Genomic DNA, 26,293 nt, shown 5'->3' on the forward strand with positions numbered 1-26,293 from the left:
GTCGCGCTCCTTGCAGCGGGCTTTGCGGTCGCGGCGCGGTTCGCGCGTTGAACCACAAGCCCCAAGGCGACGCCGGGGGGCCGGTCCGCTGGATGCTCGGCGGACGCAGGAGCTCCCTCGACATCATCCACGCGGTCCTCCGGCTCGTGGACGAAGGGGAGCGCAAGACGAGGATCATGACGGCCGCGAACCTGAGCCACGAGCTCCTCACGCGGTACCTGGGGTTTCTCGTCGACGGGGGATTCGTCCTTCCGCGGGAAGGCGGCGCCTACCGCCTGACCCCGGAGGGGCGATCCCTCCTCGACGACGTGGGCCGCGTCCGGCGCCGCCTCGCGGGCGGGCCCGCCTGCGCGCCGGGCCTACGCTTATAACCGGGACCGGGAATGGTCGGCCGGTGCCAGCCATGTTCCGGGCGGAAGTGCGGGTCGAGCTGAGGCCGGGCGTCACGGATCCCGAAGGGGCGAACACGAAGAAGACGCTCGAGCTTCTCGGATTCGGGGGCGTCAAGGCCGTGAAGAGCGTCAAGAGCTTCACGGTGGACCTCGAAGCCGCGAACGAGTCGGCCGCGCGCGAGCAGGTCGAGGAGATGGCCCGCCGCCTTCTTTCGAACCCCGTGATCCACACGACGAAGATCACGCTCTCGAAGGCCTGATCGCCATGGCGCTCGACAAGTATCTGCGCCTCGTGCGCGCGGACCCGCCGGTCTACGAGGTCGACCTCCTGCACGCGAGCGACGAGGGTCTCCTCGAGATCAGCGCCGAGACGCGCATCGGCCTGTCGCTCGACGAGATGAAGGTCGTGCGCGACCACTTCAAGGCGAAGGGCCGCAACCCGCGCGACGTGGAGCTCGAGAGCCTCGGCCAGGCCTGGAGCGAGCACTGCTGCTACAAGTCCTCGAAGCCGGTCCTCAAGCGCCACGTGTACGGCATCCACGAGGACAAGCTCGTGTGCCGCGAGGACGCGGGCGTCGCGCCCTTCGACGACAAGCACCACTATGTCGTCAAGATCGAGAGCCACAACCACCCGTCCGCGATCGAGCCGTACGGCGGCGCGGCGACGGGCATCGGCGGCGTCCTGCGCGACGTCGTCTGCATGGGCGCCGAGCCCATCGGCCTCATCGACCCCCTCTTCTTCGGCCCCCTCGACACGCCCCGCGAGGCGCTGCCGCCCGGCACGCGCTCCCCGCGCTACCTCTTCGGCGGCGTCGTCGCGGGCATCCGCGACTACGGCAACCGCGTCGGCATCCCGACGGTCGCGGGCATGATCCACTTCCACCCCAAGTTCATCACGAACAACCTCGTGAACGTGGGCTGCGTCGGCATCATGCCGAAGGAGCACCTCATCCACAGCCGCGTGGGCGGCGTCGGCGACGTGTTTATCCTCCTCGGCGGCCGCACGGGCCGCGACGGCATCCACGGCGTCACGTTCGCGAGCGCCGACCTCGCCGAGGACGCGGAGGAGACGTCGCGCTCCGCCGTGCAGCTCGGCGACCCCATCACGAAGGAGCCGCTCATCCACGCGGTGCTCGAGGCGAACGCGAAGGGTATCCTCACGGGCATGAAGGACCTCGGCGGCGGCGGCCTCTCGTGCGTCTGCGGCGAGATGGCGCTCGACGCGGGCCTCGGCGTCGTCGTGAACCTCGACAAGGTTCACCTCAAGGAACCCGGCATGAAGCCGTGGGAGGTCTGGGTCTCCGAATCGCAGGAGCGCATGATGGTCACGGTGCGCCCCTCGAACGTGCAGAAGGTCCTTGACGTCGCCCGGAAGTGGGACGTCGAGGCCGTCGTCGTCGCGGAGGCGATCCGCGAGAAGGTCGTGCGCGTCCTCTGGAAGGGCGAGCCCGTCCTCGAGATGGAAAGCGAGTTCCTCTACGGCGGCCCCGTCTACAACCGCCCCATGGAGAAGCCCGCCACGGTGGATGTCGACGAGAAGGCGAGGCCGCGCAAGGACTGGTCGAAGACGCTGAAGGACCTCCTCGCGTCAGAGAACATCTGCTCGCGCGAGCTCGTCATCCGCATGTACGACCACGAGGTCAAGGCGAACACCGTCATCAAGCCCCTCCAGGGCAAGGTCGGCGTCGCCTCGCACGGCGACGCGACGGTCCTCAAGCCCGTCGCCTCCTCGTGGCGCGGCCTCGCGCTCACGACCGACGTGAACCCGAACTTCACGGACATCGACCCGTATTGGGGCGCGGCGAGCGCCTTCGACGAGGTCGTCCGCAACCTCGCGGCGGTCGGCGCGCGCCTCGACTCGGTCGCCGACAACCTGAACCTCGCGAACCCGCAGCGGCCGAACCGCATGTGGGAGACGGAGGAGGCGACGCGCGGCCTCGGCGACGCGGCGCGCGCGCTCGGCGTCCCGTTCATCTCGGGCAACGTCTCGATGTACAACGAGTCCCCGACGACGCCCATCCCGCCGACGCCCACGCTCCTCGGCGCGGGCCTCGTGAAGGACATCCGCAAGTGCGTCACGACGGACCTCAAGAAGAAGGGCGCGAAGCTCTACCTCGTCGGCGTCACCCGCGACGAGATGGGCGGCAGCGAATTCAACCGCCTCCTCGGCCTGAAGTCGAACCGCGTCCCGCGCGTGGACTTCCGCGTCACGAAGGTCTGGAGCGAGGCGCTCGTCACAGCGATCGAGAAGGGCCTCGTCGCCGCCGCGCACGACGTGAGCGCGGGCGGCCTCGCCGTCGCCGTCTCCGAGATGGCCTTCGGCGGCGACCTCGGCGCGACGGTGAAGATCCCCGAGGACGTCCGTGCGGACGTCGCGCTCTTCAGCGAGTCCAACACGCGCTGGGTCGTCGAGGCGAAGGACCCGAAGAAGCTCGAAGCGCACTTCCGCAAGGCGGGCGCGCCCCTCGCGCTCCTCGGCGCGGTCGGCGGCAGGGATCTCGTGTTCAAGCAGGGCCGCTCGACGGTCGCGAAGCTCGCGCTCGTCGACGCCCGCCGCGCGTGGACGGAAGCGCTCCCGAGGCTCGTGGGGTCGCTTTCGCCCGCGCCGCCCGCGGTCGCGCCGAAGGCGCGCCGCGCGGCGAAGGCGAAGCGCGCCGCGAAACCCGCGGCCCGCCGGTCGAAGGGAGGTCGGAAGCGATGAAGCGCAAGGACATTCGCGTCGCGGTGCTCCGCATCGAAGGCACGAACTCCGAGGCCGAGACCGCGCGCTGCTTCAGCGAGCTCGGCGCCTCGGCGGAGCTCGTCCACATGAACCAGCTCGACCGATCGAAGGTCGCGCCCGAGGACTTCCGCAGGCTCGAGGACTACCAGGCCCTCATGATCCCGGGCGGCTTCAGCGCGGGCGACTACATCCGCGCGGGCGCCATCTGGGCCGCGCGCCTGAAGTCCCGCCACGCGAAGGAGCTCGAGGCGTTCGTCGCGGAGGGCAAGCCCGTCGGCGGGATCTGCAACGGTTTCCAGGTGCTCGTCGAGGTGGGCCTCCTGCCGGCGATCGGACACGAGGTCATGAGCCCCGATCCGCAGGCCGTGCTGCACATCAACGACTCCAACCGCTACGAGTGCCGCCCCGTGCACCTCAAGCACGTGAACAAGGGTCGCTGCGTCGCGACGCGCGGCATCCGGACGGGCGAGGTGCGCACGATCATCGCGAGCCACGGCGAGGGCAAGCTCCTCTACCCGAAGGACGCGATCGCGCGCATCCTCAAGGACCTCGAGAAGAACGACCAGATCCTCTTCCGCTACGTGGGCCCCGACGGGAAGCCCGCGGGCTACCCGTGGAACCCGAACGGCGCCCCCGGCGACGTCGCGGGCATCACGAACGAGGCCGGCACCGTGTTCGGCATGATGCCGCACCCGGAGCGCGTCTTCCACCGGTACCAGCACCCGGACTGGACGCGCGACGCGAAGGCGAAGCCGGACGCGGCGGGCGACGGACGCGCGATCTTCGAAGGCGTGCTCAGGTACGTCGAGAAGACGCTCTGACGATGGCGCCCACGGGATCGCTGAAAGGCAACCGCGTCCTCCTGCGCGACGAGAAGGAGGCGAGCCCGCTCTACAACAAGGGCGCCTTCGGCACGCCGCTCTCGGGCGGCGGCATCGACCTCGACATCGTCGAGGCGCTCTACCTCGTCGACGCGGGACGCCTCTCGGTCGAGGACGCGGGACGCCGCATGGACCCCGCGGACCTCCTCGCGCTCGGCGCGCGCTCGGAGCGCGAGTTCGAGGTGCGCTACGTCGTGTACCGCGACCTCCGCAACCGCGGCTTCCTGGTGAAGGCCGGCGTGCCCTCGCAGGACCCGCTCGTGAAGGCGTACGATTTCCACCTGTATCCGCGCGGCGGCTTCCCGGGCAAGACGCCGTCGTCGACGCTCGTCCGCGCGGGCACCGAGCGCGTCGCGTTCCACGCGGCGCGATGGGCCGAGGAGGCGGCGCGGGCCGCGGGCCTCGGCAAGAGCCTGCTTGCGGCCATCGTGGACGAGGAGGGGGACCTCACCTACTACGACGTGAAGCTCGCGGATCCCCGCGGCGAGGTGCCGGTTCGGCCGCGCGACCATTCGGGCGAGCGCGCGCACCTGCTCGCGGACCGCGTCGTCGCGCACGGCGCCCTCGCGGACGCCCTCGCCTCGGAGGAGCATTACGGCCGCGCGCTCTCGCCCGGCCGCCAGCTCTCGCCCGAGGAAACGCTCTACCTCCTCGAGGAAACGGGGATGGGCCTCGAGGACGCGGCGAGCGGCGAGCGCGTGGCGGCCTCCGCGTTCCGCGCCCGCGCGCGGGGCCTCAACCCTGAATTCGACGCGCTCTATCCCGTCTTCCGCGACCTCAGGGCCCGCGCGCTCGTCGTGAAGACCGGCTTCAAGTACGGCACGCACTTCCGCGTGTACCGCTCGGGTCCCGACGAGGGGCACGCGCCCTACCTCGTGCACGTGCTCGGGGAGAAGGGCGTTCCCTGGCCCGAGATCGCGGGCTTCATCCGTCTCGCTCACGGCGTCCGTAAGGCGATGCTCTTCGCGACGAGCGGAGGCCGCTACGTCGAGCTGACGCGGACCCGGCCCTGAGCGGCTGGAGTCCCGAAACCGTCGCCGCGACGGCCACGGTGCGATCCTTCATCCACAACGCTTTTGACGCGGGGGGTGGAGCGACGACGCAGGAGCGGGCCCGGCCGGGCGCGCCTTCCTCCAAGCCTCTCAGCCTCCCACCTTCCCGCGCCCGGCCGCGCCGCACCTTTTCGATCGACCCTGGGGCCACACGGTTCTTCGACGGAGGCGGGGCCACGGGACCCATGCACGTCGAGCACTTCATGACGCCGCACCCGGTCGCGTGCGACGCTTCGGATACCGTCGACAAGGTCGCGCGCCAGATGCGGGACAAGGGCGTGGGCGCCGTCGTCGTCCTCGAGCGCGGAAAGGTCGCGGGCATCGTGACGGACCGCGACATCGCGACGACGGTCGTCGCCGAAGGACTCGCGCCCGATCGCACCCCCGTCGAGGACGTGATGACGCGCGATCCGGCGCGCCTCACCCTCGACGACAACATCTTCTCCGCGATCGACACCATGCGCAGCGCCAACGTGGCCCGACGCATCCCCGTGGTGAACGAGTACAACGAGCTTCTCGGCATCGTCAGCATCAGCGACGTCGCGGTCGTCGCGAAAGACCTCATCGAGGCGGTGCTTCTCGAGGAGACCCACCAGGCCATGGAGGAGACGCACGTGCTCACGGGGGGCAAGCGCATCCTCCGAGCGTTGCGAAGCCCGACGAAGGCGGAACGCCTGCCCCCCGAGGAAGCGCTTCGGCCCGTGACGGCGCCGACCCCCGAGGGTCCCGCGCCCTCGACCGGCCGACCCTGATCACCGGCCGCCCAGGCCGAACAGCTCGACGAGCGGCTCGGGACGGACGCGCGCGTGCGCCAGGGCGACATACTGCGCGACGAATTCGGGCTCGTCGATCCCCCGCTGCAGGTAGAAGAACGAGCGGGCGATCTCGTTGCCTTCCCGCCCGGGCTTCGCGCTCTCGAGAACGCCCGCGGCGGTATGGAACATCGCGTCGAGGACGCCGTCGACCGCGCGGACGACGGGCGCGCCCGCGCGGCCGACGCACCACGCTCCCTCGAGCGTCGGGACGACGGCGTACGTCGCGCGCGGGCCGACGAAGGCCACCCCGCCCTCCTTCACGTTCCAAAGACCGCCCCACGCGACGCGGCCGCCGCACGCGTCGACGACGGCGGGGTGCTGGCTCGCGAGGATGCCGAGTCCCGCCTGGAAGAGGCGATGCAGCGGGCGGAGCCTCCGCGCGAGCGTCGCGTGGCGACGGAGCACGCAGGTAAGGAGGCGGGGAGGCGCCATGCCAGATGCGGCCGCGGCGAAACGGCGCTTCGCCCGGAGGCGAGACCCGTTCGGGGCGCGCGGCGCGGCCGGGCCCCGAACGCTTTAAGGGCCACACCCTCCATCCGCGCTCGCCCATGCGGATCGATCCCTGGTCGTCGCAGCAATCCACGGACTATCAGCGGCTGCGCGACGAGTTCGGGATCGCGGCCTTCGACTACGGCGAGCGCCTCGCCGCCCTCGCCCGACAGCGCGGGCTCCCGCCCCCGCCGCCCATCGTGCGGCGCGGCATCGTGTTCGGCGAGCGCGGCTTCGACCGCGTCTTCGGCGCGATCGAGCGCGGCGACCCCTGGGCGGTGCTCACGGGCCTCATGCCGAGCGGGCCGATGCACCTCGGCCACAAGCTCGTGATCGACCAGGTGCGCTACTACCAGAGCCTCGGCGCCGACGTCTTCATCGTCGTCGCCGACGTCGAGGCGCACGTCACGCGCGGCCTCACCCTCGAGCGCGCCCGGGAGATCGCGATGAGCGACTACCTCCCGAACTACTTCGCCCTGGGCCTCAAGCCGGACCGCACGCAGATCTACTTCCAGAGCGAGCGCGCCGCGGTCAAGGACCTCGCGTGGAAGCTCGGGCGCAGGATCAATTGGTCCACGATGGAGGCCATCTACGGATTCTCGGGCGAGACCAACATGGGGCACGCGATGGCGCCCCTCGTCCAGGTGGGCGACATCCTCCACGTGCAGCTTCCCGAGTACGGGGGGCCCCGGCCCGTCGTCGTGCCCGTCGGCGTCGACCAGGACCCGCACATCCGCCTCACCCGCGACCTCGCGCAGGCGACGCGCATCTTCTCGATCAACCACGAACCGGGCAAGGGCGTCGTGGTCGCGCTCAAGGACAACCAGGACAAGGCGACCGTCGAGCGCCTGCATGCGGCCCTCGCCCGCCGCCGGCCCGAGCTCGCGGGAAAGCCGGGCCACGAGACCAAGGCGCTCCTCGAAGCCGCGCTCCGCGAGGCGCTCCACGCGATCGGCGCGAGCGACGTCGAGAAGAACGTCCCCTACGGCACGCTCACCTGGAAGGCCGCCTCGGCGCGGGACGTGTACGACCTCGACCTCGCGCTCGCGAAGTTCGAGGCGTCGGCGCTCGAGGGCTTCGGCTTCGTCGCCCCCGCCTCGACGTACCACCGCTTCATGCAGGGGCTCACGGGCGGCAAGATGTCGTCCTCGAAGCCCGAGACGCACATCGCGCTCAACGATCCGCCCGCGCTCGCCGAGAAGAAGCTCGCGGGCGCCGTGACCGGCGGCCGCGCGACCGCCGAGGAGCAGCGCCGCCTCGGCGCCGATTGCGGCAAGTGCATGGCGTACGAGACATACGTCTACCACCTCGTCCCCGACGACGACAGGCTCGCCGAGGCCTTCGAGAAGGGCACGGGCGGGAAGATGCTCTGCGGCGAGTGCAAATCCATCTACGGCAAGCCCGCGATCGCGAAGCTCGTGGGCGACCTCGCCGACGGCCGGAAGGCCGCAGAGAGCGCCCTAAAGGCCACCGTGAGGAGCGAATGACATGGAACCCCTGAGCCCCACCGAGAAGCGCGTGCTCGTCGCGCTCGGCGCGATCGGCGAGAAGGCGACCCCGGACGAGATCCTCGCGCGCGGGGCCTTCCGCGAGATCGTCGAGGTCATGAACGGATCCTCGTGGCTGCAGGCCAAGGGCCTCGTGCGGCACGAGGAGACGATGCGGAACTTCATCGCGCTCGGCCGCGAAGGCGCCGACGCGCTCGAGCGCGGGCTCCCCGAGCGCCGCGCCCTCGTCGCCCTCGCCGCGCGCGGCGGCCGCGCGACCGTCGCCGACGTCTCGGCGGACCCGAACGTGGGCGCCGACGAGGCCAACATCGCGACCGGGTGGCTCAAGCGCAAGGGTCTCGTGGACATCCGCAAGGAAGCGGGCGGGAGCGTCCTCGAGATCACCGACCAGGGCCGGAAGCTCCTCGACGCGAGCGGCCTCATGCCCGACGAAATCGTGCTCGCGATGCTGCGCGACGGCGAGGTCCCGGAGCAGGACCTCGATCCCGACGGCCTGAAGCTCCTGCTCGGACGGCAGAACCTCGTGCGTCGCCGCGAGGAGATCACGCGCGTCGTCCACCTGACCGAGAAGGGCCGCCGCGCGCTCGTGGCGGGCATCACGATCGAGGACGAGGGCGTGAGCCAGATCACGCCCGACTTCATCACCTCGGGCGCGTGGCGGCGCGAGAAGATCCGCCCGTACGACGTGTCCGCGTTCGCGCCCACGGCGACGGGCGGCAAGAAGCACCCGCTTCGCCAGGTCATCGACGAGGTCCGCCACATCTTCCTCTCGATGGGCTTCACGGAGATCGAGGGCCCGTACGTCACGAGCGCCTTCTGGGACCTCGACGCGCTCTTCGTGCCGCAGGACCACCCGGCGCGCGCGATGCAGGACACCTTCTACCTGGAGCGGCCCGCGACCGCGGACCTCTCGAACGAGCCGTACGTGAAGAAGATCAAGGCCGTCCACGAGAACGGGGGCGGCACGGGCTCGACGGGTTGGCGCCACGCCTGGGACCCGCGCGTCGCCGAGCAGAACCTCCTGCGCACGCACACGACGCCCGACACGCTCCAGTACCTCAAGGCCCACCCGGAAGCGCCGATCAAGATCTTCAGCGTGGACCGCGTGTTCCGCAACGAGGCCATCGACGCGACGCACCTGCCCGAGTTCCACCAGGTCGAGGGCGTCGTGCACGAGGAGGGCGGCAATCTCCGTACCCTCATCGCGCTCCTGCGCGAATTCACGACGCAGCTCGGCGCGAAAGGCGTCCGCGTGCGCCCGGCGTACTTCCCCTACACGGAGCCGTCGCTCGAGTTCGAGGTCCACTACAACAACCGGTGGATGGAGCTCGGCGGCGCCGGCATCTTCAGGCCCGAGGTCACGGAGCCGATGGGCATCCGGCGCCCCGTCCTCGCGTGGGGCCTCGGCCTCGAGCGCCTCGCGATGATGAAGCTCGGCCTCAAGGACGTGCGCGAGCTGTACCTCCCCGACATCGACTGGCTCCGCTCCGCGCCGCTCGTCGACTGATCACGCGGCCAGCCCGCCGACGATCCGTCCGATCGCGAAGGCCGCAAGGCCCGCCCCGCCGCCCACGAGCGCCATCTCGAGGCCGGCGCGCAACGCCCCGGAAGGCAGGTACGCCGCGCGCGCGGCGCCGATCGCGCCGAGCGCGACGAGGGCGAGCGCCATCGCGACCGCGAAACGCCCGAGGCCCGGCCCCACGGGGACGAGAAGCGCGAGGAGCGGGACGGCGCCCGCGAGGATGAATGCGAGGAACGTGGCGAACGCGTGGCGCACGGGCTTCTCCTCCGCGACCGAGGCGCCCGTCTGCTCCAGCTCCGATTTGAGGCCGAGATAGTTGCTTGCGCCCATCGAGAGTCCGTCGGCCGCGAGGTTCGCGAGGCCGAGGACGATGGCGACGATGGGTGGGAACGCGGCGCCTTCGACGCCGCTCACGACCGCGAGCGTCGTGATGACGCCGTCGTTCGCGCCGTAGACCGCATCCCGGAGATAATGGCCCGGCCCCGTAGGAGGCCGGCCGACGACGGCGTCGGGCATGCGCGCAGCATGGGCGGACGCGCTGCTTCAGCGTGGCGCCTCGATCAGACTTCGGGCGCCTCGCCTTCCTTCTCGATTTCCTTCTTGAGGCGCTTCTGGCGCTCCTTCGCGTTGTAGCCCGTCGCGAGCTCCAGGAAGTCGTAGTAGGCGCGGATCGTCTTCTGGCTCTCCTCGCCTGCGACCTTCGGGTTCATCACGGTGTCGACGCGCAGGTGCGTCTTGCCGAGCTTCTCGACGTAGAGGCGCTGGAGCGCGCCGAAGTTCTCGACGACGTAGCCCTTGTCTTCGGTCTTCGTCTCGCCGAAGACGTCCTGCATGAGGTGGAGGAGCGCGTCGCCGTCGATGTTCTTCCAGTGGCCGCGGCGGAGCTCATAGTCGCGCATGGGAGCGCGAATCGTGGACAACGTGAAAAGCGTATCGGGTCCGGACCCGCCCGCGGTTTGAAGGGGAAGAGAGGGGCCGCGGCCTCCCAGCCGCGGCCCTCCTGACTCAAGCTTCGAGACCATCGCGGACCTGCGACGAGGCCCGCTCGAAACGGAAGAAGGCGACCTTGCCTTCGGGGTACGCGTACGCGCCGTTCACGTGCGTCGGACACATGTCGATGAGCGCGATCGGGGCGCTCATGCGACCGATCCGGTCGCGCGTCTTGGGCGCGGCGCGGCGCGCCGCCGCGTTCTTCTTCGAGCTTCGCGACGGCTTCCGTTTCGCAGTCACGCCCGAGTGTTCGCCAGGGGGTATTTCAAGGGTCTTGTACGCCCGGCCCAGGCTTCATGAGCGCGCGCGTCCTCGCGCTCGCGTGGACGACCCGACCGCGCTCGCGATCGCAGACTTCTCGCCGAGAAGCGGCGACGCGCGCGCCGCCCTCCTCTGGCCCCCGACGCGGCTCGACGTCGCGCGGCTCGTCGCGGGCCTGCGCGCCGCGAGCGGACGCGCGCGGCCGCGCGTCCTCGAGGCGGGCGCCGGCAGCGGCCTCCTCGCGCGGCTCCTCGCGGAGGCATGCGACGTCGACGCGGTGGACCCCGGCGACGCGGGCTTCGCCTCGCGCCGGGTCGGTCGTTTCTTCCCCGTCCGTTCCGCGCGCGTCGAGGACGTGGCGGCCCCGTACGACGCCGTCGTCGTGAGCTGGATGGAGGCGGGCGTCGATTGCCGCGCGGGCGTCAAGCGCCTCGCGCCCGTCATCGCGCAGGCCTTCGACCTCGGCGGGGGCTGCGGCGTCAAGGGCGCGACGAGCTACGCGCGCTTCGGCTTCGTGGACGCGGCCGCGTGGACAGGCCCCTCGTTCGAGACCGTCGACCGCGCGCTGCGCGAGCGGGGCCGCGGCCTCCCGCCGCCCCCGCCGATGAACGCGATCGAGATCGTCGTGCGCGACATCGCGCTCGCGCCCCGCGTCGCCGAAGCCGTTCGCGCCGCGAAGCCCCGGGGCGCGCCGTACGCGTGGGAGCCCGCGCTCGAGGCGCTCCGTCTCGGGCCCGGACCGGTCCTCGCGTCCGCGCCGGTCGAGCGTGTCCGGAATTAGACATCCTCGTCCCGTAAGGTTCGGGACCGGTCGCACGCCTTATGACCGGAGACGACGCCATACGTCCTCGTGAAGTCGGTCACCATCCCGCTCGGTCCGCTCGCCGGCGCCGAGGTCGAGACCCTCCTCGCCCACGCCACGGGGCTCGACGGCGTCGTCGCCGCCCTCGTGGACCTCGAGACGCGCGCCCTCCACGTCGTGTGCGCGCACCCCGGCAGCGTCGAGGTCGTCCGCGCGGCGATGCGCCCCTGGGCCGCGGCCCACGGCGAGCGCGGCCTCGCGTGACCCTTCCGCGCGCTTTTTCTCCCTTGAGACGCTAGGCCCGCCGTGGCCTCGCTCACCTTCCACCTCCTCGTCCCCCTGCTCGCGATGCTCGCCATCCCGGGCATCGACAGGAGGAAGGCGTTCTGGCTCCTCCCCCTCGTCCTGCTGCCCGACCTCGACCACTTCGTCGGCGTCCACCGGTCGTGGCTGCACAACGTGTTCCTCCTCGCGCCGACGCTCGCGGTCGCCCTCCACGCGCACCGACGGCGCGACCGCGAGACGCGGGAATGGATGCTCGTCGCGACCGCCTACCTCGCAAGCCACCTGGTGCTCGACGTCTTCGTCGGCGGCGCGACGCTGCTCTGGCCGTTCACCGACTACAACGTGTGCTACTACTTCACCATCGTCGTCGCGACCGCCACCAACACGCCCCACTTCTACTACGGCGACTGCAGCGCGCCCGGCGCCCCCACGACCGTCGAGTTCTACCCGTGGCTCGATTACGACGAAACCGCCGCCTGGGCGTTCATCCTCGTCGCCATCCTCGCCGTCGGGGTCCTGAAGGTCCGCCGCTTCGTCTCGCATCGAAGAAAGGGCGTCAAGTCTCAAGCAAGCGGGCCCCGCGACGACGAGGCATGAGCCTCGCCGCATGGGGCGTCGCCTTCGCCATCCTGGGCATCCTCATCACGTTGAGCAACGTCCTCGGCTTCGTCGTCGGCCTTCCCATCCTCGTGACCGGCATCCTCCTGTTCATCGTCGGCCTCGTCATCGCCCTCGTGAGCTGGCCCGTCAAGGCCATCTGGCGCACCCGACGCCACGCCTGATCAGGGCAGCTTGAAATCCGCGGGGCGGCCGCACTTCGGACACCACGGGTTGAAATGCGCGTCCAGGACCGGACCCGTCCCCTCCCAGCCGCACAGGCACCAGAACGCGATTTCGGGGGCGTTTGCCATCGAGCGCGCCAAGGCGCCGACGCGGCATAAGCCCGACACCCGCGCCCGCGCTGGGCGCCGGATGCCGGGACTCGGGACCGGGCGCCGTGCGCCGGGTGACGGGCGCCGGGATTCGGGACCGGGCGCCGGGTCCGGGTCCGGGACCGGGCGCCGGGTCCGGGACCGGGACCGGGTCCGGGTCCGGGTCCGGGACCGGGACCGGGACCGGGTCCGGGTCGGGGGCGGCGTGGCCCTTATGCCGGACCCCGCCTTCCCCCGCGCGTGATCCCCGAGAACGACGACGCAATCCTCGCGTGGGTGCGCGCCGCCCAGGGCGAAGGCCCCGAACCGCTCCCGGAGCTCGCGAAGCTCACGCGCGAGGCCGAGGTGACGCCCCTCTCCCCCGAGGAGCTTCGGCTCATCGCGCTCCTCGCGCGCGCCCACGACGCGAAGCGCGTCCTCGAGATCGGGACCGCCCTCGGCAACGCGACCGCGTGGCTCCTCGGGTCGCTTCCGGACGACGCGACCGTCGACACGATCGAGATCGACGAGCCCCGCGCCGAGGCCGCGCGCAAGAACCTGGAGACGCTCGGCTTCGCCGGGCGCGCGAACGTCATCGCGGACGACGCGCGCCACGCCGTGCCCGGCCTCGCCGGGACGTACGACTTCGTCCTCCTCGACGCTGACCCCATGATCTACCCCGGCATCTTCCAGTTCCTCGCGCCGAAGATGAGACCCGGCGCGCTCCTCGTCGTCGCGCACGTCTTCGCGAAGGGGGCGGCCCCCAAGGGCGCGAACGCGGCGGGCCTCGGGGCGCGCGCGTTCCTCGACCAGCTCACGCGGTCGCGGAAGTTCGCAAGCGCCGTCCTGATGGCGGGCGACGGGCTCGCCCTCGCGCGACGCGAGGACGCGTAGAAGGATGGGTTGACTCCCGGCCCCCGATCAGGGGGCGCCGCTCGAAAGCGGCGTCACGCCCCGTTTGGTGTGTGTCGTCGGCCGTTCGTGGGATGCAAAGGAGTCCGCGCATGAGGGATGCGTGGCCCGAGGCGTGTCCCGCGGCTGGCTCGGAAATGGGATGGGATGCGTGAGTCGCCACGGGACGGCGTGGGGCCGTCGCGCGGCGGTCGGCGGCGCAATCATCCGGGTACCGGAGGCCGGTGAGCCCTGACCCGATCCTTAGGAACGAGCTTCCCGAAATGAAGCTGGCGCTTCGCGCCGCGGGCGTGCTACGCCGCGGCGGGCGCGGGCTTTTGAAGCGCGCCGGACCGCACCGTTAAGGGGGCCCCGCGCCATCGCGGCGACATGCACGTCCGCCCCGCCGGCGAGCCCATCCTCGCGAAGTTCCGACACGAGAACGGCACCCACCTCCGACTCCAGGCGTTCCTCGCCGTCCGCGACGGCGAGCGTCGCGTCGCGACGATGCGGCTCGAGGCGAGCCCCGACGCCTGGTCCCTCCCGGGCGAGAACATCCGCCTCAACGAGGCGCCGCTCGACGCCGCGAAGCGCGTCGCGAAGTCGTGGTTCGAGACGCCGCTCGGCGAGCCGAAGCTCGTCGACGTCCAGAGCTATCCGGCCACGGGCCCCGAGGACGACCGGTGGTATCTCATCCTCGTGTACGAAGTGAACGCCCCGAAGGACCTCAAGGGCACGCCCGACACGCTCGAGCTCGTCTTCACGCCCGTCGGCAAGGCGCCCGGGGAGTTCTACGGGGACCACGCCTCCGTTTTCGCGCGTCTTGCGAAGTAGAAAAAGCGGAGCCGCGCGCGGGGGAACGCGCGGCTCGGAGGAGATTCAGCGCCGCATGCCGGAGGTCGGCTGCGCGCGCGCCTTCTCGCCGCCCGCGCTGCCGCCCATCTGCTGCTTCATGTGCTGGATCATCTCCTTCGTCTCGTCCTTGAACTCGCGGAAGTCCACCGCCATGCCGTTCAGGACCGTGGACCACATGCGGGTCGTGGCGGCCATGAAGGTGGCCTCGCGCAGCTCCTCCTCGGTCGCGCCGAGCGCCTTCGCGGCCTCCGTGTGGTAGAGGACGCAGTACGTGCAGGGGATCTGCGACGCGACGCCGAGGCCGATGAGCTGCTTCGTCTTGTTGTCGAGCTTCGTCTCCTCGCTCGATTCGAAGTCGCGCATCGACATCCACGCCGTCTCGACCGCGGTCTTGGGGACCGCGCCGAAGAAGCTGGGCACCATGCCGAGCGACTGCTCGATCTCGCTCTTGATGTTCTGCGGGACGTGTTCGGGGGGCAGGGTTCGGGTCGCCACGAGGTTCACCTTCGCGGCGGCCACGACCGGCGTCGTGCAAAGGTCTTCGGGCTACCGGGAGGCGCGACGTTATGCGGACCCTCACCGATCCCGCACGCGCCATGGTCCAGACGCTCGACCCCGCGCCCCCGCCCAGGCTGCTCATCGGGGAGGCGGCGCTCGCCCTCTGGCGCCTCGCGCGCCCCGAAATCTGGCTCGTGAGCCTCGTCCCGATGGTTGTCGGGCACCTGCTTGCGACGCGCGAGATCGCGCCCGGTTTCGGCGCGTGGCTCGCGTTCTGGAGCCGCGCGTCGACGGAGGGCGCGACGACGTCGGAGTTCCTCGCGACGCTCGTCGGGTGGCTCCAGGACGCGTGGCCGTTCCTCCTCGCGGCGGTCGTCATGGGGCCCCTCGTGTGGCTCGCCACCTTGCTCGTGAACGACGTGCACGACCTCGCGGGCGACCGCCTGAACCCGCGCAAGGCGAGAAGCCCGCTCGTCCAGGGCATCGTGACGGCGGGATGGGCGCGCGCGACGGCGCGGCTTGCGGGCGCCTCGGCCCTAGCGCTCGCCCTCCTCGTCAACGTCGAGTTCGCGGCGCTCGTCGCGGGCGCCCTCGCGCTCGCGTGGGCCTACTCCGCCCCGCCCCTCCGGCTCAAGACGCGCCCCGGCGCGGACGTCCTCGTGAACGCCATGGGCGTGGGAGGCCTTGCGGGCCTTGCGGGCTGGAGCGTCGCGCGTCCCCTCGCCGAAGCGCCCTGGCTCTTCATGCCGCAGGCGCTTCTCGTCGCGGCCGCCGTCTATGTCCCGACGACGCTCGTCGATTACGATGCGGACGTGCGCGCGGGCTACGCGACCTTCGCGACGAAGCTCGGTCGCGACCGCGCCTACCGGGTCGGCTTCGCGTGCTGGGTGGCCGCGAACCTCGGCGCGCTCGGCTTCGCGTGGACGGGCACGATCATCCCGCGCGCGATGTTCCCCCTGCTCGCCATCTTCGCTCCCCTCCTCGTGTGGCAATACCACACGTTCATCGGGCACGCCCGCGACGGACCCGAGATGGTGAAAGGCATCGTCCTCGCGAGCCTCACCTTCCTCGCCGTGAATCTCGTCTTCGCGCTGATGTACACGGGACTCTGGCGCGGCTGACCGTCACTCGGCTCGCGCGGCCGGCTCGCCCCGGCGCCCGCTCCAGACCCAGAGCCCGAAGGCTCCGAGGATGAAGAAAGGCGGCAGGATCCAGTCGAGGCCGACGCCGAAGAGGAGCGGCGCGCCGGCGAGGCCCGCGGCCAGGAACGCGGCGACGCCCGTGAGCGTGCAATGGGCGCAGAAGAGCGCCGCGAAAACGGCGCTCCGGCCGGTGAATCGGCGCGGCTTGCAGGCGGCGCCTTCGGCGTGCTCGCGCGGGGCGGTCAACGCTCCCGCTTGGCGGCCGGGCCTCATATAGCTTGGGCTCACACCGTCCGAGGCATCAGGCGAGGGCGAGCGGCGCGCCGCCGCGCTCGTAGTGCGCGTCGAGGACCTGGAGGAACCAGGCGTCCTCGCCTGCCTGCTCCTCGGTGTGGAACATCTCGGGCCGGTGAACGTAGGCGCGCAGGCGCCGGTCACCGTCGCGGGACGCGGTCGCCTGCACCTGGCCGACGAGCGTGCGCGACCCGTCGATCGCGACGGACCAGAGTCGCAGCACGCTCACGCGGAGGTCGCCCTCGACGTCGATCCAGGGGGTCGCCGCGGCGTCCACGAAGAGCCCCGGCCGGTCACCTGCCTCTGCCAAGGCGGGGAGGACCGTCCGCAGGTGCCGTACCAGGGGCTCTCCCGAAGCCCAGCGGCGGAGGCCCTCCGCCGCGTCGGCGGCCGGGGTTTCGCGTTGCATGAGGCAACGCTGACCCGGGCCGCCATAAGGCTTCGCGTGCGCTACTTCTTCGAGTCCTTGTGGTGGTGGTCGCCCTCTTCGGCCTGGGCCGCGACGAGGGCGCCGCGCGCGACGCTGTAGAGCGGGTGGCGCGCTTCGCTCACCGACTTCACGCGGAACGGCAGGTCCGCCTCGCGGAGCTTGGCCTCGAAGGCCTGGCGGAAGCCCTTTGGCGCCGCCGTACCGCCCGTGATGACGCACGGGATCTCGAGATCCTCCTGGACCTTCGCGTCGCGGGTCTGGCGCTCGAGACCGCGCACGACGTACTCGAGCAGGTTGTCGTAGTACACCGCGAGCGCGCCTTGGAGCTCACCGAGGTGGCTCGAGGCGTCGAGGCGGAAGTCGCGCTCCTTCGCGGCCGTCACGCGGTCGACCGGCGTGCCGGTGGCCTGCGCGACCGAGTTGTCGATCCAGTCGCCGCCGCGCGCGACGCTGAACTGCGTCACGGGGACCGCGTAGTACGACAGGCACGCGTTCGTCATGCCCGCGCCGAAGGACACGCCGAGGCCCGTGAAGCTCGAGTCGGCGAGCTCCGAGTAGACGACGGCCATGCCCTCGTTGATCGCATGGGCGTTGTAGCCCATGTTATGGAGGATCGCCTCGAGCGTCTTCTGGTGGTAGAGCGTGTCGATCGGCGCGTCGACCGGCTTCGCCGGGCACGTGAAGTACACGTGCTCGCCCTTCTTGTGCGGGGCGCCCACGACGCGCTCGACGATGAGGCGGATCATGGGGATGGCGTCCTTCTCCTTCCGGGAGAGGATACCCGCGTTCATCGGGCGGCGCGTCTCCTTGTTGAAGATGTTCGCGAAGTTCAGCGCGTCCTCGCCGACGATGTACACCTTCTTGCCGTTCTTGATGTAGAGCACGTTGCTGCGGCTCAGCATCTTCTCGGCGATGTCGGAGTACTCGACCTCGACGAAGAGGTTCCTCTGCTTCGTCAGGTCGATCTGTCCGTCCTTCGGCTTGGCGCTCACGATGTTCATCGTACCGATGTCGAGACCCTTGGGCATTCTGTCACCTTTCCTTCTGTTCGCCAGGGAGAGGAGCGTGAAGCGCGCGCATCGAGCGCGCGATGTGGTCGAGTTCCGCGGCCGCCGCGAGGTCGCTCGCGCCCGCGCGGTAGGGGTCCGCGCGCTTCGCGGCGAGGGGCGCGAGGCGGAGCGTCCTGTCGAGCTCGAGCGCGGCCGCGAGGTCCGCGCGGTCGCCGCGGTAAGGATCCTCGAGCCAGGCCGCGGCCTGCGGGACCTCGGCCACGGGGCCGTCCTCGTCCGCCGGGACCGCGGAGGCGGCGCGCGGCGCCAAGAGGCGATCGAGCCCGAAGAGGCGGCCGGTCTTGAGGCGGAACCAGAAGCTCGCCTCGAGCTCGGCCTGCTTCGCGGCGCGGAGGGCCGCGAGCGCGCTCGTCTCGCCGAGCGTCGAGTCGGATTCGCTCCACTCGACGAAGCTTCCGCGCATCGCGCGAAGACGCGTCGTCGAGGCGTGGGGCGCGTCGTCGAGCGTCACGGTCGTTCCGACCATGCGGCTGAGCGAGAGCGTCTCGGCCGAGTTCGCCGGGAGCGTCACGGAAAGCGGCGGGGATCCCCGCGAGGCGATGCCGCCCCAGTTGAGCGTGGCGCGCGAGGCGTTCTCGAGGTCCGCGCGGATCTCGTCCTCGCTCACGTCCTCGAACGCTTCCGTCTCGGACTCGGGGAGGAAGCGCGAGAGGACCGCGCGGAAGACCAGCACGCTCAGAACGCCGAGGCCCGTCGCGTACACGAGGATGATCTGCGGGCTCCAGTCCGTGCGCGCCTGGACGTTCCAGTTGTACGGATAGAGCCATGCGAAGGCGGCGAGGCCCGCAAGGACAAGGAGCGCCCCCGCGGCGCCGACGAAGCGCTCGAGGAGACGCTGCGGATACGCGAGGAGCACGCCTGCGAGGAAGGTCGGGAGGGAGAGGCCGAGCGCGAGGCCCGCAAGCTCGCGGAACCCGTATCGCGAGAAGTCCTGGGCATACACGCTCCAGACCGCGGCCGCGACGCCGACGACGGCGAGGAAGCCGCTGCCGAAGAGGAGGACGAGGCTCGCCCGCGAGGCGCGGACGAGGTGCTCGCGAAGACCGGCGAGTCCCGACTCGATTTCGCGGCGCATGGACCCGCGGCTCTGTGGGGGGGCCTATTCACGGGTTCTCAATCACTCCTTTGACGGCCGGACGGGCGACGGCGCGGGCGGTCGCGAGCGCCCCGCGCCGCGCTCTTGGGGAAAGTCGACATGTCAGAGCCGGGACGAAAACGCGCGTCGGATTCGGACAGGTCCATAAAGGAGGAGACGCGATGACGTTTCGTGCGACCCCTCCTCGCTCTCGCCGTCCTCGGTCTCGTCGCGGCGCCCCTTGCGGGATGCATCGGCCAGTCGAACTCGGGGGTCCCGGCCCCGATCGACCAGGACCCGGACGCGGCGCAGGGGCCCGCGTGGTCGCTTCGCGACACGATGGGCGTCACGCATGCGCGCGAAACGACGGCGGGGGACGCCGTCGTCCTCTTCTTCATGGCGACCTGGTGCGGCTCCTGCCGCTCCAAAGCCCCCGTCCTCGCCTCGATCGAGCGCGATTACGCCGAGCGCGGGGTTCGCCTGTTCTCCGTGGGATACGATCCGCTCGAAACGGACGGCGATCTCGAGGCCTGGAAGGCCCGCCACGGCCAGCCCTGGCCCCACGGCATCGACCATGGCCAGAAGCTCCAGAGGACCTTCGGCGTGACGTCGCAGAGCAGCGTCGTGCTTCTCGACGGCGACGGAAAGGTCGTCGAGCGGTGGGGCTACGGCCAGGTCACGGAGGACGCGCTCCGCAGGGCCCTCGACAGGCTCGCGCGCGCCTGATCAAAGCGGCGCGAGAAGCGTGTAGTAGTAGATCACGTACAGGCCGGCCGCGACGAGCACGACGCCGCCCGCCTTCTTCGCGATCCGCGCCGCGCGCGCGACGAACGCGCGCGCCGCGTCGCCCGCGACGGCGGTCGCGACGCTCAGCGCGAGGAGGGGCGCGGCGATGCCGCCCCCGAACGCCGCGAGCGCCGCGGCGGCGCCGATCGCGTCCTGGTCGAAGGAGGCGACGACGACGCCGAGAAAGAGCGGAAGCGTGCAACCGAGGCTCGCGATCGCGAAGACGACGCCGAAGCCCGCCATCGCGAGCGGACCGCGACCGCGAGGCGCGGTGAGCCTGGGGGCGAACGTGGGCGCGCGGTCCGCGAGGATGAGCAGGCCGAGCAGGATGAGCGCGAGACCGGCGGCGATGCTCAGCGCGCCGACGGCCGAGGCGAGCGCGGCCGACGTGAGGGCGAATCGCACGCGCAGCAGGTAGACGACGAGGGCCGCGGCGAGGAAGAGGGCGAGGGCGCCTCCGGCCGCGGCGAGACCCACGCGGGCTCCCCGAAGCGCGTTCGCGGCCGTCCCGCGACGGGCCTTGGCGTCGAGCCCCGCGTAGAATGCGACGTAGGCCGGAACAAGCGCGACGCTGCAAGGGCTGAGGAAGGTGCCGACGCCGGCCGAGAAGGCGAACGCCGCGAGGAACGGATCGACCGGCACGCGCGGAAACACCCCCCGGGCGCCAAAGGCCTGCCGGTCGGGGAAGCGAACCCGTGGACCGCGCGTGACCGCGGCCATCGACGGGGCCTCCGCAACCGCCTTGGTCCGAAGATGACCGTCCCGGAAACATGCTCGACGCCCGCGCGCTCGAGGCGCTGAAGTCGCTGACGCCGCGCTCGCCCGCCTTCGCCGCCGGGGGGCCGATCCCCCCGCGCCACACGTGCGAAGGCGACGACGTCGCGCCCGCGATCGAATTCGGACCGCGTCCCGTGGGGACGTGCGCGGTCGCGCTCCTCGTCGACGACCCGGACGCCCCGCGCGGCGCGTTCACGCATTGGGTGGCCTGGAACCTCCCCGCCGACCTCGACGCCCTGCCCGAGGGCGCCGACGTCACGGCCCTCGGCGGCCTCGAAGGGCGCAACGACTTCGCGGACGTCGGCTACCGGGGTCCTTGCCCACCCTCCGGCACCCACCGCTACTTCTTCAAGGTCTACGCGCTCGACGCGCTCCTCGACCTCCCGCGCGGCGCGCGACGGTCCACCTTTGAAGACGCGATTGCGGGCCACGTCCTCGCCTGGGGCGAGACGATGGGGACGTCGACGCGATGAGACCCGCGCTCGCGGCGGCGGTCCTGCTGATCGCGGGCCTCGCGGCCGCGCACCAGCCGACGGAGATGGTCGAGGGACGGATGCTTGCGCTCGGCGTTCCGGGGTGGTCGTGGTCGATCGACGGCGTTCTCGAGGACGGCGACGACGTGGACTGGATCCGCATCCCGTACGACGGAAGGCTCGAAGTCGACCTCCTCGTGCCCGCGGGCGAAGGCGCGCGCGAGGTCCCCCTCGCGGGCGTTCTCGTCGCCAAGGATCTCCCCGCTCCCGGCGAGGGCGCGCTCCCGCCGGGCGTGAGCCTCGCCCCGGGGGAGGGCGCCGTCGTCGCGCGGACCCCGGAGCCCGAAGGCGAGGTCTGCCACCTCGGATTCTGCTGGCTCGAGCGCGGTCGCCTCAGCGTCGAGGGGCAAGGCGTCGCGCACCTCGCGGTCCATGCCTCTGCCGACCGGGGCGGCCCCTACACGATCGCGATCGGGGGGGCGGAGGGCATGCCCCCCGTCGAGCCGCGCCTCTTGCCGGATCCCGGGCGGGGCGAGCCCGCCTCGGCCGTCGCCGGAACGGGGGGTCCCGCCTCGTTCCCGGGCGTCCTCGATTTCTTCGGCCAGAACGCGCACGCGCCGCACGGGGCCTGGTGGCTGGGCCTCGTCGTCTACGGCGTCCCGGCCCTCGTCATCGGCCTCGCGCTCTACGGCGCGGGACGTCTCCTCGGTCGCCGCGGGCGCGCCGTCTGACGCTTTGGCAAGCCCGACCGTCCCTGGAAAGGGTTATCGTGCGCGAGACCCCCTCGCGCTCGGGAGGCTCATCTTGACCGTCCGCGTCCTCGCCGTCCTTGCGCTCCTCGTCGCCGCCGCCCCCCTCGCGGCCGCCGCTTCCACCTACAGCTCGTCCGCGTGGCTCGAGGGTTCCGAGAATCCGCAGGCCCCCGGCCAGGCCAACTGCGTCGCGGAAGCCTGGCACGGCCTCGAGACCTCGACCTGCTTCTACGAGATTGTGAAGCACAGCAAGTGGTCCTCCTCCCGGAGCATGATGCGCATGCTCGACCTCGTCTACATGGCCTCGGGCGTCGCGACGCAGGCCCCCGAATCCCTCATGGAGCCGATCGGGCCGGGAACGCCCAACAACCTCGCCGGTTCCACGAGCACGCGCGGCGGCAACCTCCACCGGGCCTCGGGCGGCGTGCTTCCCGACGTGATCTGGCCCGGCGCCGGCACGTTCGAAGGCTGGTACGGCTATTGGGCGGACACGAATCCCGACGGCATCATCCGCAACCGCGTGGAAGGAGACCAGCCGACGCTCGACAGCGAGTGGCTCATCGACTCGAGGACGTTCCTCGCCGCGTTCGTCGACCCCGGCGCGCACCCGCAGTTCCTGAACTCGGAGCGGCCGCGCGACACGACCCCGGACATCGTCTTCCAGTCCGCGACCAACTACGGATACTATACGTCGAGGCACGGCGACATCGCCCAGGTGGGCGGGCTCATCGTCTTCCTCGACGGCAGCCTCCTGCAGGACGTCACCGTTACCGCCGTCTCCGACCCCGTCCTCGCGCCGGACGGGGAGCGACCCTTCACGGCCCGGCCCACCTCGCTCGTCGACGTGGACCGCCACCCGGCCGCGGCCCCCGGGCCCGTCGCGGCCCTCTACGCCGCCACCGCGGGACCCGCCGTGAACGCCGTCGGGAGCCCCAGCCTCGGCTACTGTCCCGGCGGCTGCAGGATCGGCCCCGCCCCCCTCGGCACGGCGGCCTCCCCGGTCACGGAACCGGTGGCCGATGGCCTTTACGCGCCCTACCCGCGCGAATGGCAGCCGGGCTCCTTGAGCACCAACGAGGACCACGGGCTCGCCTACCGCGACGCCTACCACGCCTGGATCGACCTTCTTCCCCGCTGGGGCCCCGGCACCGCGGAAGCCTCCGCGGCCGCCCGCCCCGGCCCCCTCGCGGGCCGCGCCGCCGACGGCTCCCAGGCGGCGCTCCCCGGCTACGTCGGGTTCGAGATGCGCATCGGCGTCTGGCGCGACCACAACGGCGACGGCTTCATCGGCGTCGCGAACCCGGAGGATCCGTACGAAGGCGGCACGCGGCCCCTCCCGGACGACTATTACAACGCGGGCGTCGAGTACTTCCCGACGGCGGCGCTCGACCCCGTCAAGCCGTCCGGAAACCTCCAGAACCTGCGCCTCTACATCACCCCGCTTTCGACCTGGGGCCCGATCGGCGCGTTCATCACCACGAGCGGATCCGGGACGATGCTCTTCCTGAACACGAACGGCGGCGACCCGCTCGCCTACCACTACGAGGGCGACGAGCCGATTCAACTCGAACTCCGCCTCGACTCCGTCGTGCAAGGCCGCTACGCCGCGACGCGCAACCTCTTCCTGCCGCAGGGCACGATGCACGGGGGCTTCCTCGCGTGCACGCAGGACATCGGCGTCCGCTTCCAGGACGCCGGCGCGGACGTGACCGAGACCGTGCGGGACTGCGACGTGATCGGGCAGCTCGCGTGATCAGGCGACGGCGAACTTGTACCCGTAGTGCAGCACGCCGGACTCGCCGTCCTGGTTGATGCGCCGGAAGACCTTCCGGACCTTCATCCCGACGGCGACCGTCTTGCCTCCCACGTCCACGATCTGAGCCGTGACGCGCGGGCCTTCGGCGAGGCGGACGATCGCGAGCACGTACGGCGCCTGCAGCTCGAAGCCCGCGGGCGCGCTGTGGACCGTCGTGAAGCTCTCGACGACGCCCTCTCCGGAGAGCGACTGCGGGACGAGCTTTCCGACGCTTGCGTGCCGGCACTTCGGGCAAAGGCTGCGCGCGGGGAAGAGGATCGTCGCGCAGTTCGTGCACTTCGCGCCCTTGAGGTTGTAGCGCTCGTGGTTTTCGCGCCAGAAGCGGGGAACCGCCATTACTTCATCCTCCCGAAGATCGTGACGACGGCCGTGCCGCCGGATCCGCCGACGTTGTGCGCGAGCCCGATCTCGGCGTCCGCGACCTGCCGCTTGCCGGCCTCGCCGCGGAGCTGCTGGACGATCTCGGCCGCCTGCGCGACGCCCGTCGCGCCCGGCGGGTGGCCGCGCGCCTTGAGGCCGCCCGACGTGTTGACGGGCTTCTCGCCCTTCCACGACGTCAAGCCCTTCTCGGCGGCCGCGCCGCCCGAGCCCTTCGCGTAGAATCCGAGGTCCTCGATCGCGAGGATCTCGGCGATCGTGAAGGCGTCGTGGACCTCCGCGACGTCGATGTCCGCGGGCGTGAGGCGCGCGCGCTCGTAGGCGCGCTTCGCGGCGTGCTTCGTCGCGGCGAGCTCCGTGATGCTCGCGCGGTCGTGCATCGCAAGCGTGTCGCTCGCCTGGTGCGAGGCGAGGATCTTCACGGCGCGGTCCTTCCGCGTGAATTCCGCGACCTTGTCGGCCGCGCAGAGCACGACCGCGGCGGCGCCGTCGAGGTTCGCCGCGCAGTCGAGCATGCGGAGCGGGTCCGCGACCATCGGGCTCTTGAGGACCGCGTCCTTCGTGATCGCGAAGGGATAGGCGGCATTGGGGTTCATCGCGCCGTGCTCGTGGTTCTTCACCGAGACCGCGGCGAGCTGGGCCGCGGTCGTCCCGTACTTGTGCGCGTGGCGCTGCGCCATGAGGGCGTAGACCGAGGGAAAGGTCGCGCCGAAGAACGCCTCCCATTCCTGGTCGAGCACCGTCGCAAGCGTGTTCGTCTGCTCCTGGTCGATGACGTCCGTCATCTTCTCGACGCCGCCGACCACGACGACGTCCGCGTCCCCCGAGGCGACCGCGAGGTAGCCCTGGCGAAGCGCGACGCCGCCCGAGGCGTCGGCGGCCTCGATGCGCGTCGAGGGGATGTGGTGGTGCGCGAGGCCCGCCTCGTCCACGACGAGCGCGCCGACGTGCTCCTGCCCGACGAAGCGGCCCGCGCTCATCGAGCCGACGTACATGGCGTCGATCCGGTCGCCGGGGACGCCCGCGTCCTTCACGGCCGCGAGGCCCGCCTCGGTGACGAGCTGGCGGAGGGAGCGCTCCCAGAGCTCGCCGAACTTCGTCATGCCCTGGCCGATGATCGCGACGTCGCGCATCAGGCCGACGCTCCCTTGATGATCTTGCCGCGGAACTTCGCGTAGGTCGCGTAGTCCACGTACTCCTTGTCGTCGATGAGCTGCTTCATCGTGGGGGTCCCCTCGCGGTGGAGGTTGCGGATCTCGTCCGTGACCGTGATGTCGAAGGCGTCGGCGCCCGCGCCCGAGCCGTACGCGCACATGAAGATGCGGTCGCCCGGCTTCGCCTCGTCGAGGATGGCGCAGAGGCCGAGCACCGACGAGCCCGAGTACGTGTTGCCGATGATCGGCGTGAGGAGGCCGGTCTTGAACTGGGGTTCATTGAATCCGAGCTTCTGGGCGACGCGGATCGGGAACTTGCCGTTCGGCTGGTGGAAGACCGCGTACTGGTAGCTCGCGGGCTTCATGTCCGCGCGCTCCATGAGGCGCTCCGAGGCCGCCTGGACGTGGCGGAAGTACGACGGCTCGCCCGTGAAGCGGCCGCCGTGCGTCGGGTAGCGTTGCCCCTCGCGGCGCCAGAAGTCGGGCGTGTCCGTCGTGTAGGAGACGGTGTGGTTGATGGACGCGATGACCCGCTCGCGGCCGATCACGAACGCCGCCGCGCCCGCGGAGGCGCTGTACTCGAGCGCGTCGCCGGGGGCGCCCTGGCTCGTGTCGGCGCCGACCGCGAGGCCGCGCTCGATCATGCCCGCGCCCACGAGGCCGACGCACGTCTGGATCGCGGCCGTCCCCGCCTTGCACGCGAACTCGAAGTCTGCGGCCGTGAGGTACGGAGAGGCCTCGATCGCCTCCGAAAGGATCGTCGCCGTCGGCTTCACCGCGTAGACGTGCGACTCGCTCCCGACGTAGATCGCGCCGATCGTCTTCGGGTCGAACCGGCCGCGCTTGATCGCGACGCGCGCCGCCTCGACCGAGAGCGTCGTCGTGTCCTGGTCCGGCGACGGCACCGTCTTCTCGTGGACATTGAGGCCCTTCTTGATGCTGTCGGGGTCCTCGCCCCACACGCGGGCGATCTCCTCCGACTTGATGCGGTAGCGCGGGATCGCCGCGCCGTAGCTCACGATGCCGACCGTCATGGGTCCACCGGACGGCGCGCAACGCCCGCGGTACTTAATAAAGCAACCGATGGAAATACCGGCAAATGCCGAAAAAACCGGTGAAAAGGGCGTCGGGCGGGCGCTCGCATTCGCGCGCCGGGTACCGGGCGTCGGGAACCGGGACCGGGACCGGGAACCGGGACCGGGAACCGGGACCGGGCGCCGGGAACCGGGAACGGGCCCGGGAGTCGGGACCGGGTGCCGGGAACCGGGACCG

At 71.2% G+C, this 26,293-nt stretch carries 33 protein-coding genes; 19 read left to right on the forward strand and 14 right to left on the reverse strand.

Going from position 1 to position 26,293, the window contains the following annotated elements:
* Positions 1 to 92: 92 nt before the first annotated feature.
* The 6 genes from VM889_01615 (at position 93) to VM889_01640 (ending at position 5,799) form a co-directional block, all read left to right on the forward strand.
* Positions 93 to 371, forward strand: a complete 279-nt coding sequence (locus VM889_01615; GenBank protein HVL47234.1) for a winged helix-turn-helix domain-containing protein — start codon at positions 93 to 95, stop codon at positions 369 to 371.
* A 32-nt stretch (positions 372 to 403) separates the two neighbouring features.
* Entirely contained in the window at positions 404 to 652 is a 249-nt protein-coding gene (gene purS / locus VM889_01620) for a phosphoribosylformylglycinamidine synthase subunit PurS (GenBank protein HVL47235.1), read from the forward strand.
* A 5-nt stretch (positions 653 to 657) separates the two neighbouring features.
* Complete coding sequence (purL, locus tag VM889_01625; protein HVL47236.1) at positions 658 to 3,093, forward strand: phosphoribosylformylglycinamidine synthase subunit PurL; 2,436 nt, start codon at positions 658 to 660, stop codon at positions 3,091 to 3,093.
* A complete protein-coding gene (gene purQ / locus VM889_01630) occupies positions 3,090 to 3,935 on the forward strand; it encodes a phosphoribosylformylglycinamidine synthase subunit PurQ (protein HVL47237.1) in 846 nt (281 codons plus the stop codon). The genes purL and purQ overlap by 4 nt, the downstream gene beginning before the upstream one ends.
* A 2-nt stretch (positions 3,936 to 3,937) precedes the next feature.
* The gene (endA, locus tag VM889_01635) at positions 3,938 to 5,008 is read left to right on the forward strand and encodes a tRNA-intron lyase (GenBank protein HVL47238.1); all 1,071 of its coding nucleotides are present in this window, start codon (positions 3,938 to 3,940) and stop codon (positions 5,006 to 5,008) included.
* 224 nt (positions 5,009 to 5,232) lie between these two features.
* Complete coding sequence (locus tag VM889_01640) at positions 5,233 to 5,799, forward strand: CBS domain-containing protein (protein ID HVL47239.1); 567 nt, start codon at positions 5,233 to 5,235, stop codon at positions 5,797 to 5,799.
* On the opposite strand, the gene VM889_01645 is transcribed toward VM889_01640, so the two are convergent.
* Complete coding sequence (locus VM889_01645) at positions 5,800 to 6,267, reverse strand: hypothetical protein (protein ID HVL47240.1); 468 nt, start codon at positions 6,265 to 6,267, stop codon at positions 5,800 to 5,802.
* 143 nt (positions 6,268 to 6,410) lie between these two features.
* Between VM889_01645 and VM889_01650 the strand changes: the two genes are divergently transcribed.
* Positions 6,411 to 7,838 (forward strand): tryptophan--tRNA ligase, encoded by a 1,428-nt coding sequence (locus tag VM889_01650; GenBank protein ID HVL47241.1) that lies wholly within the window; start codon positions 6,411 to 6,413, stop codon positions 7,836 to 7,838.
* A 1-nt stretch (position 7,839) separates the two neighbouring features.
* A complete protein-coding gene (locus tag VM889_01655; GenBank protein HVL47242.1) occupies positions 7,840 to 9,366 on the forward strand; it encodes a phenylalanine--tRNA ligase subunit alpha in 1,527 nt (508 codons plus the stop codon).
* Here VM889_01655 and VM889_01660 read toward each other — a convergent pair whose 3' ends face one another.
* From VM889_01660 to VM889_01670, 3 genes are all read right to left on the reverse strand, one after another.
* The gene (locus VM889_01660; protein ID HVL47243.1) at positions 9,367 to 9,897 is read right to left on the reverse strand and encodes a VIT1/CCC1 transporter family protein; all 531 of its coding nucleotides are present in this window, start codon (positions 9,895 to 9,897) and stop codon (positions 9,367 to 9,369) included. It abuts the gene before it with no gap.
* 44 nt (positions 9,898 to 9,941) lie between these two features.
* The gene (locus VM889_01665) at positions 9,942 to 10,280 is read right to left on the reverse strand and encodes a DUF5611 family protein (GenBank protein ID HVL47244.1); all 339 of its coding nucleotides are present in this window, start codon (positions 10,278 to 10,280) and stop codon (positions 9,942 to 9,944) included.
* 106 nt (positions 10,281 to 10,386) lie between these two features.
* Positions 10,387 to 10,611: a hypothetical protein gene (locus VM889_01670; protein HVL47245.1), complete on the reverse strand. Its 225-nt coding sequence runs from the start codon at positions 10,609 to 10,611 to the stop codon at positions 10,387 to 10,389.
* Between the two features lie 82 nt (positions 10,612 to 10,693).
* Here VM889_01670 and VM889_01675 point away from each other — a divergent pair, with 82 nt between their 5' ends.
* The 4 genes from VM889_01675 (at position 10,694) to VM889_01690 (ending at position 12,501) form a co-directional block, all read left to right on the forward strand.
* A complete protein-coding gene (locus tag VM889_01675; protein ID HVL47246.1) occupies positions 10,694 to 11,413 on the forward strand; it encodes a hypothetical protein in 720 nt (239 codons plus the stop codon).
* A gap of 69 nt (positions 11,414 to 11,482) precedes the next feature.
* Positions 11,483 to 11,698, forward strand: a complete 216-nt coding sequence (locus VM889_01680; protein ID HVL47247.1) for a hypothetical protein — start codon at positions 11,483 to 11,485, stop codon at positions 11,696 to 11,698.
* A gap of 42 nt (positions 11,699 to 11,740) precedes the next feature.
* On the forward strand, positions 11,741 to 12,316 hold the full coding sequence (locus tag VM889_01685; protein HVL47248.1) for a metal-dependent hydrolase: 576 nt from the start codon (positions 11,741 to 11,743) through the stop codon (positions 12,314 to 12,316).
* Positions 12,313 to 12,501 carry a hypothetical protein gene (locus VM889_01690; GenBank protein HVL47249.1) on the forward strand — a complete coding sequence of 63 codons (189 nt, stop codon included), beginning with the start codon at positions 12,313 to 12,315 and terminating at the stop codon, positions 12,499 to 12,501. Before VM889_01685 ends, VM889_01690 begins: the two co-directional genes overlap by 4 nt.
* Here VM889_01690 and VM889_01695 read toward each other — a convergent pair whose 3' ends face one another.
* On the reverse strand, positions 12,502 to 12,630 hold the full coding sequence (locus VM889_01695) for a hypothetical protein (GenBank protein HVL47250.1): 129 nt from the start codon (positions 12,628 to 12,630) through the stop codon (positions 12,502 to 12,504). It lies immediately after the preceding gene.
* A gap of 261 nt (positions 12,631 to 12,891) precedes the next feature.
* Between VM889_01695 and VM889_01700 the strand changes: the two genes are divergently transcribed.
* Positions 12,892 to 13,524: a class I SAM-dependent methyltransferase gene (locus VM889_01700; protein ID HVL47251.1), complete on the forward strand. Its 633-nt coding sequence runs from the start codon at positions 12,892 to 12,894 to the stop codon at positions 13,522 to 13,524.
* 387 nt (positions 13,525 to 13,911) lie between these two features.
* Positions 13,912 to 14,355, forward strand: a complete 444-nt coding sequence (locus VM889_01705) for a hypothetical protein (GenBank protein ID HVL47252.1) — start codon at positions 13,912 to 13,914, stop codon at positions 14,353 to 14,355.
* A gap of 45 nt (positions 14,356 to 14,400) precedes the next feature.
* Here the strand turns inward: VM889_01705 and VM889_01710 are convergent, their stop codons facing one another.
* Positions 14,401 to 14,895 carry a carboxymuconolactone decarboxylase family protein gene (locus VM889_01710; GenBank protein ID HVL47253.1) on the reverse strand — a complete coding sequence of 165 codons (495 nt, stop codon included), beginning with the start codon at positions 14,893 to 14,895 and terminating at the stop codon, positions 14,401 to 14,403.
* Positions 14,896 to 14,942: 47 nt separating this feature from the next.
* On the opposite strand from VM889_01710, the gene VM889_01715 reads away from it, so the two are divergent.
* Positions 14,943 to 15,995, forward strand: a complete 1,053-nt coding sequence (locus VM889_01715; GenBank protein ID HVL47254.1) for a UbiA family prenyltransferase — start codon at positions 14,943 to 14,945, stop codon at positions 15,993 to 15,995.
* 3 nt (positions 15,996 to 15,998) lie between these two features.
* On the opposite strand, the gene VM889_01720 is transcribed toward VM889_01715, so the two are convergent.
* From VM889_01720 to VM889_01735, 4 genes are read right to left on the reverse strand one after another with little or no spacing between them, the layout of a single operon-like run.
* Positions 15,999 to 16,262, reverse strand: a complete 264-nt coding sequence (locus tag VM889_01720) for a hypothetical protein (protein HVL47255.1) — start codon at positions 16,260 to 16,262, stop codon at positions 15,999 to 16,001.
* 55 nt (positions 16,263 to 16,317) lie between these two features.
* On the reverse strand, positions 16,318 to 16,719 hold the full coding sequence (locus VM889_01725; protein HVL47256.1) for a hypothetical protein: 402 nt from the start codon (positions 16,717 to 16,719) through the stop codon (positions 16,318 to 16,320).
* 41 nt (positions 16,720 to 16,760) lie between these two features.
* On the reverse strand, positions 16,761 to 17,768 hold the full coding sequence (locus VM889_01730; protein ID HVL47257.1) for a hypothetical protein: 1,008 nt from the start codon (positions 17,766 to 17,768) through the stop codon (positions 16,761 to 16,763).
* Positions 17,769 to 17,772: 4 nt separating this feature from the next.
* Positions 17,773 to 18,885 (reverse strand): hypothetical protein, encoded by a 1,113-nt coding sequence (locus VM889_01735; GenBank protein ID HVL47258.1) that lies wholly within the window; start codon positions 18,883 to 18,885, stop codon positions 17,773 to 17,775.
* Between the two features lie 192 nt (positions 18,886 to 19,077).
* On the opposite strand from VM889_01735, the gene VM889_01740 reads away from it, so the two are divergent.
* On the forward strand, positions 19,078 to 19,611 hold the full coding sequence (locus VM889_01740; GenBank protein HVL47259.1) for a TlpA disulfide reductase family protein: 534 nt from the start codon (positions 19,078 to 19,080) through the stop codon (positions 19,609 to 19,611).
* On the opposite strand, the gene VM889_01745 is transcribed toward VM889_01740, so the two are convergent.
* On the reverse strand, positions 19,612 to 20,313 hold the full coding sequence (locus tag VM889_01745) for a cytochrome c biogenesis protein CcdA (GenBank protein HVL47260.1): 702 nt from the start codon (positions 20,311 to 20,313) through the stop codon (positions 19,612 to 19,614). It abuts the gene before it with no gap.
* A 128-nt stretch (positions 20,314 to 20,441) separates the two neighbouring features.
* Here VM889_01745 and VM889_01750 point away from each other — a divergent pair, with 128 nt between their 5' ends.
* From VM889_01750 to VM889_01760, 3 genes are all read left to right on the forward strand, one after another.
* Complete coding sequence (locus VM889_01750; protein ID HVL47261.1) at positions 20,442 to 20,921, forward strand: YbhB/YbcL family Raf kinase inhibitor-like protein; 480 nt, start codon at positions 20,442 to 20,444, stop codon at positions 20,919 to 20,921.
* On the forward strand, positions 20,918 to 21,652 hold the full coding sequence (locus tag VM889_01755) for a hypothetical protein (protein HVL47262.1): 735 nt from the start codon (positions 20,918 to 20,920) through the stop codon (positions 21,650 to 21,652). Before VM889_01750 ends, VM889_01755 begins: the two co-directional genes overlap by 4 nt.
* A gap of 73 nt (positions 21,653 to 21,725) precedes the next feature.
* On the forward strand, positions 21,726 to 23,426 hold the full coding sequence (locus tag VM889_01760; protein ID HVL47263.1) for a hypothetical protein: 1,701 nt from the start codon (positions 21,726 to 21,728) through the stop codon (positions 23,424 to 23,426).
* Here VM889_01760 and VM889_01765 read toward each other — a convergent pair whose 3' ends face one another.
* From VM889_01765 to VM889_01775, 3 genes are read right to left on the reverse strand one after another with little or no spacing between them, the layout of a single operon-like run.
* Positions 23,427 to 23,825, reverse strand: coding sequence for a Zn-ribbon domain-containing OB-fold protein (locus tag VM889_01765; protein HVL47264.1), 399 nt, complete (start codon positions 23,823 to 23,825; stop codon positions 23,427 to 23,429).
* Positions 23,825 to 25,000: a thiolase domain-containing protein gene (locus VM889_01770; protein ID HVL47265.1), complete on the reverse strand. Its 1,176-nt coding sequence runs from the start codon at positions 24,998 to 25,000 to the stop codon at positions 23,825 to 23,827. The genes VM889_01765 and VM889_01770 overlap by 1 nt, the downstream gene beginning before the upstream one ends.
* Positions 25,000 to 26,055, reverse strand: a complete 1,056-nt coding sequence (locus tag VM889_01775) for a hydroxymethylglutaryl-CoA synthase (GenBank protein ID HVL47266.1) — start codon at positions 26,053 to 26,055, stop codon at positions 25,000 to 25,002. The genes VM889_01770 and VM889_01775 overlap by 1 nt, the downstream gene beginning before the upstream one ends.
* Between the last annotated feature and the right edge of the window lie 238 nt (positions 26,056 to 26,293).

Source organism: Candidatus Thermoplasmatota archaeon (genome assembly GCA_035540375.1).
In the GTDB taxonomy this organism is placed as follows: domain Archaea; phylum Thermoplasmatota; class SW-10-69-26; order JACQPN01; family JAJPHT01; genus DATLGO01.

Excerpts from the sequence above, each read along its gene's own strand:
- VM889_01615 (HVL47234.1), top strand. The coding sequence starts at position 93 with ATGCTCGGCGGACGCAGGAGCTCCCTCGACATCATCCACGCGGTCCTC.
- purS (HVL47235.1), top strand. The coding sequence starts at position 404 with ATGTTCCGGGCGGAAGTGCGGGTCGAGCTGAGGCCGGGCGTCACGGAT.
- purL (HVL47236.1), top strand. The coding sequence starts at position 658 with ATGGCGCTCGACAAGTATCTGCGCCTCGTGCGCGCGGACCCGCCGGTC.
- purQ (HVL47237.1), top strand. The coding sequence starts at position 3,090 with ATGAAGCGCAAGGACATTCGCGTCGCGGTGCTCCGCATCGAAGGCACG.
- endA (HVL47238.1), top strand. The coding sequence starts at position 3,938 with ATGGCGCCCACGGGATCGCTGAAAGGCAACCGCGTCCTCCTGCGCGAC.
- VM889_01640 (HVL47239.1), top strand. The coding sequence starts at position 5,233 with ATGCACGTCGAGCACTTCATGACGCCGCACCCGGTCGCGTGCGACGCT.
- VM889_01650 (HVL47241.1), top strand. The coding sequence starts at position 6,411 with ATGCGGATCGATCCCTGGTCGTCGCAGCAATCCACGGACTATCAGCGG.
- VM889_01655 (HVL47242.1), top strand. The coding sequence starts at position 7,840 with ATGGAACCCCTGAGCCCCACCGAGAAGCGCGTGCTCGTCGCGCTCGGC.
- VM889_01660 (HVL47243.1), bottom strand. The coding sequence starts at position 9,897 with ATGCCCGACGCCGTCGTCGGCCGGCCTCCTACGGGGCCGGGCCATTAT.
- VM889_01665 (HVL47244.1), bottom strand. The coding sequence starts at position 10,280 with ATGCGCGACTATGAGCTCCGCCGCGGCCACTGGAAGAACATCGACGGC.
- VM889_01690 (HVL47249.1), top strand. The coding sequence starts at position 12,313 with ATGAGCCTCGCCGCATGGGGCGTCGCCTTCGCCATCCTGGGCATCCTC.
- VM889_01695 (HVL47250.1), bottom strand. The coding sequence starts at position 12,630 with ATGGCAAACGCCCCCGAAATCGCGTTCTGGTGCCTGTGCGGCTGGGAG.
- VM889_01705 (HVL47252.1), top strand. The coding sequence starts at position 13,912 with ATGCACGTCCGCCCCGCCGGCGAGCCCATCCTCGCGAAGTTCCGACAC.
- VM889_01715 (HVL47254.1), top strand. The coding sequence starts at position 14,943 with ATGCGGACCCTCACCGATCCCGCACGCGCCATGGTCCAGACGCTCGAC.
- VM889_01725 (HVL47256.1), bottom strand. The coding sequence starts at position 16,719 with ATGCAACGCGAAACCCCGGCCGCCGACGCGGCGGAGGGCCTCCGCCGC.
- VM889_01730 (HVL47257.1), bottom strand. The coding sequence starts at position 17,768 with ATGCCCAAGGGTCTCGACATCGGTACGATGAACATCGTGAGCGCCAAG.
- VM889_01735 (HVL47258.1), bottom strand. The coding sequence starts at position 18,885 with ATGCGCCGCGAAATCGAGTCGGGACTCGCCGGTCTTCGCGAGCACCTC.
- VM889_01750 (HVL47261.1), top strand. The coding sequence starts at position 20,442 with ATGCTCGACGCCCGCGCGCTCGAGGCGCTGAAGTCGCTGACGCCGCGC.
- VM889_01755 (HVL47262.1), top strand. The coding sequence starts at position 20,918 with ATGAGACCCGCGCTCGCGGCGGCGGTCCTGCTGATCGCGGGCCTCGCG.
- VM889_01765 (HVL47264.1), bottom strand. The coding sequence starts at position 23,825 with ATGGCGGTTCCCCGCTTCTGGCGCGAAAACCACGAGCGCTACAACCTC.
- VM889_01770 (HVL47265.1), bottom strand. The coding sequence starts at position 25,000 with ATGCGCGACGTCGCGATCATCGGCCAGGGCATGACGAAGTTCGGCGAG.
- VM889_01775 (HVL47266.1), bottom strand. The coding sequence starts at position 26,055 with ATGACGGTCGGCATCGTGAGCTACGGCGCGGCGATCCCGCGCTACCGC.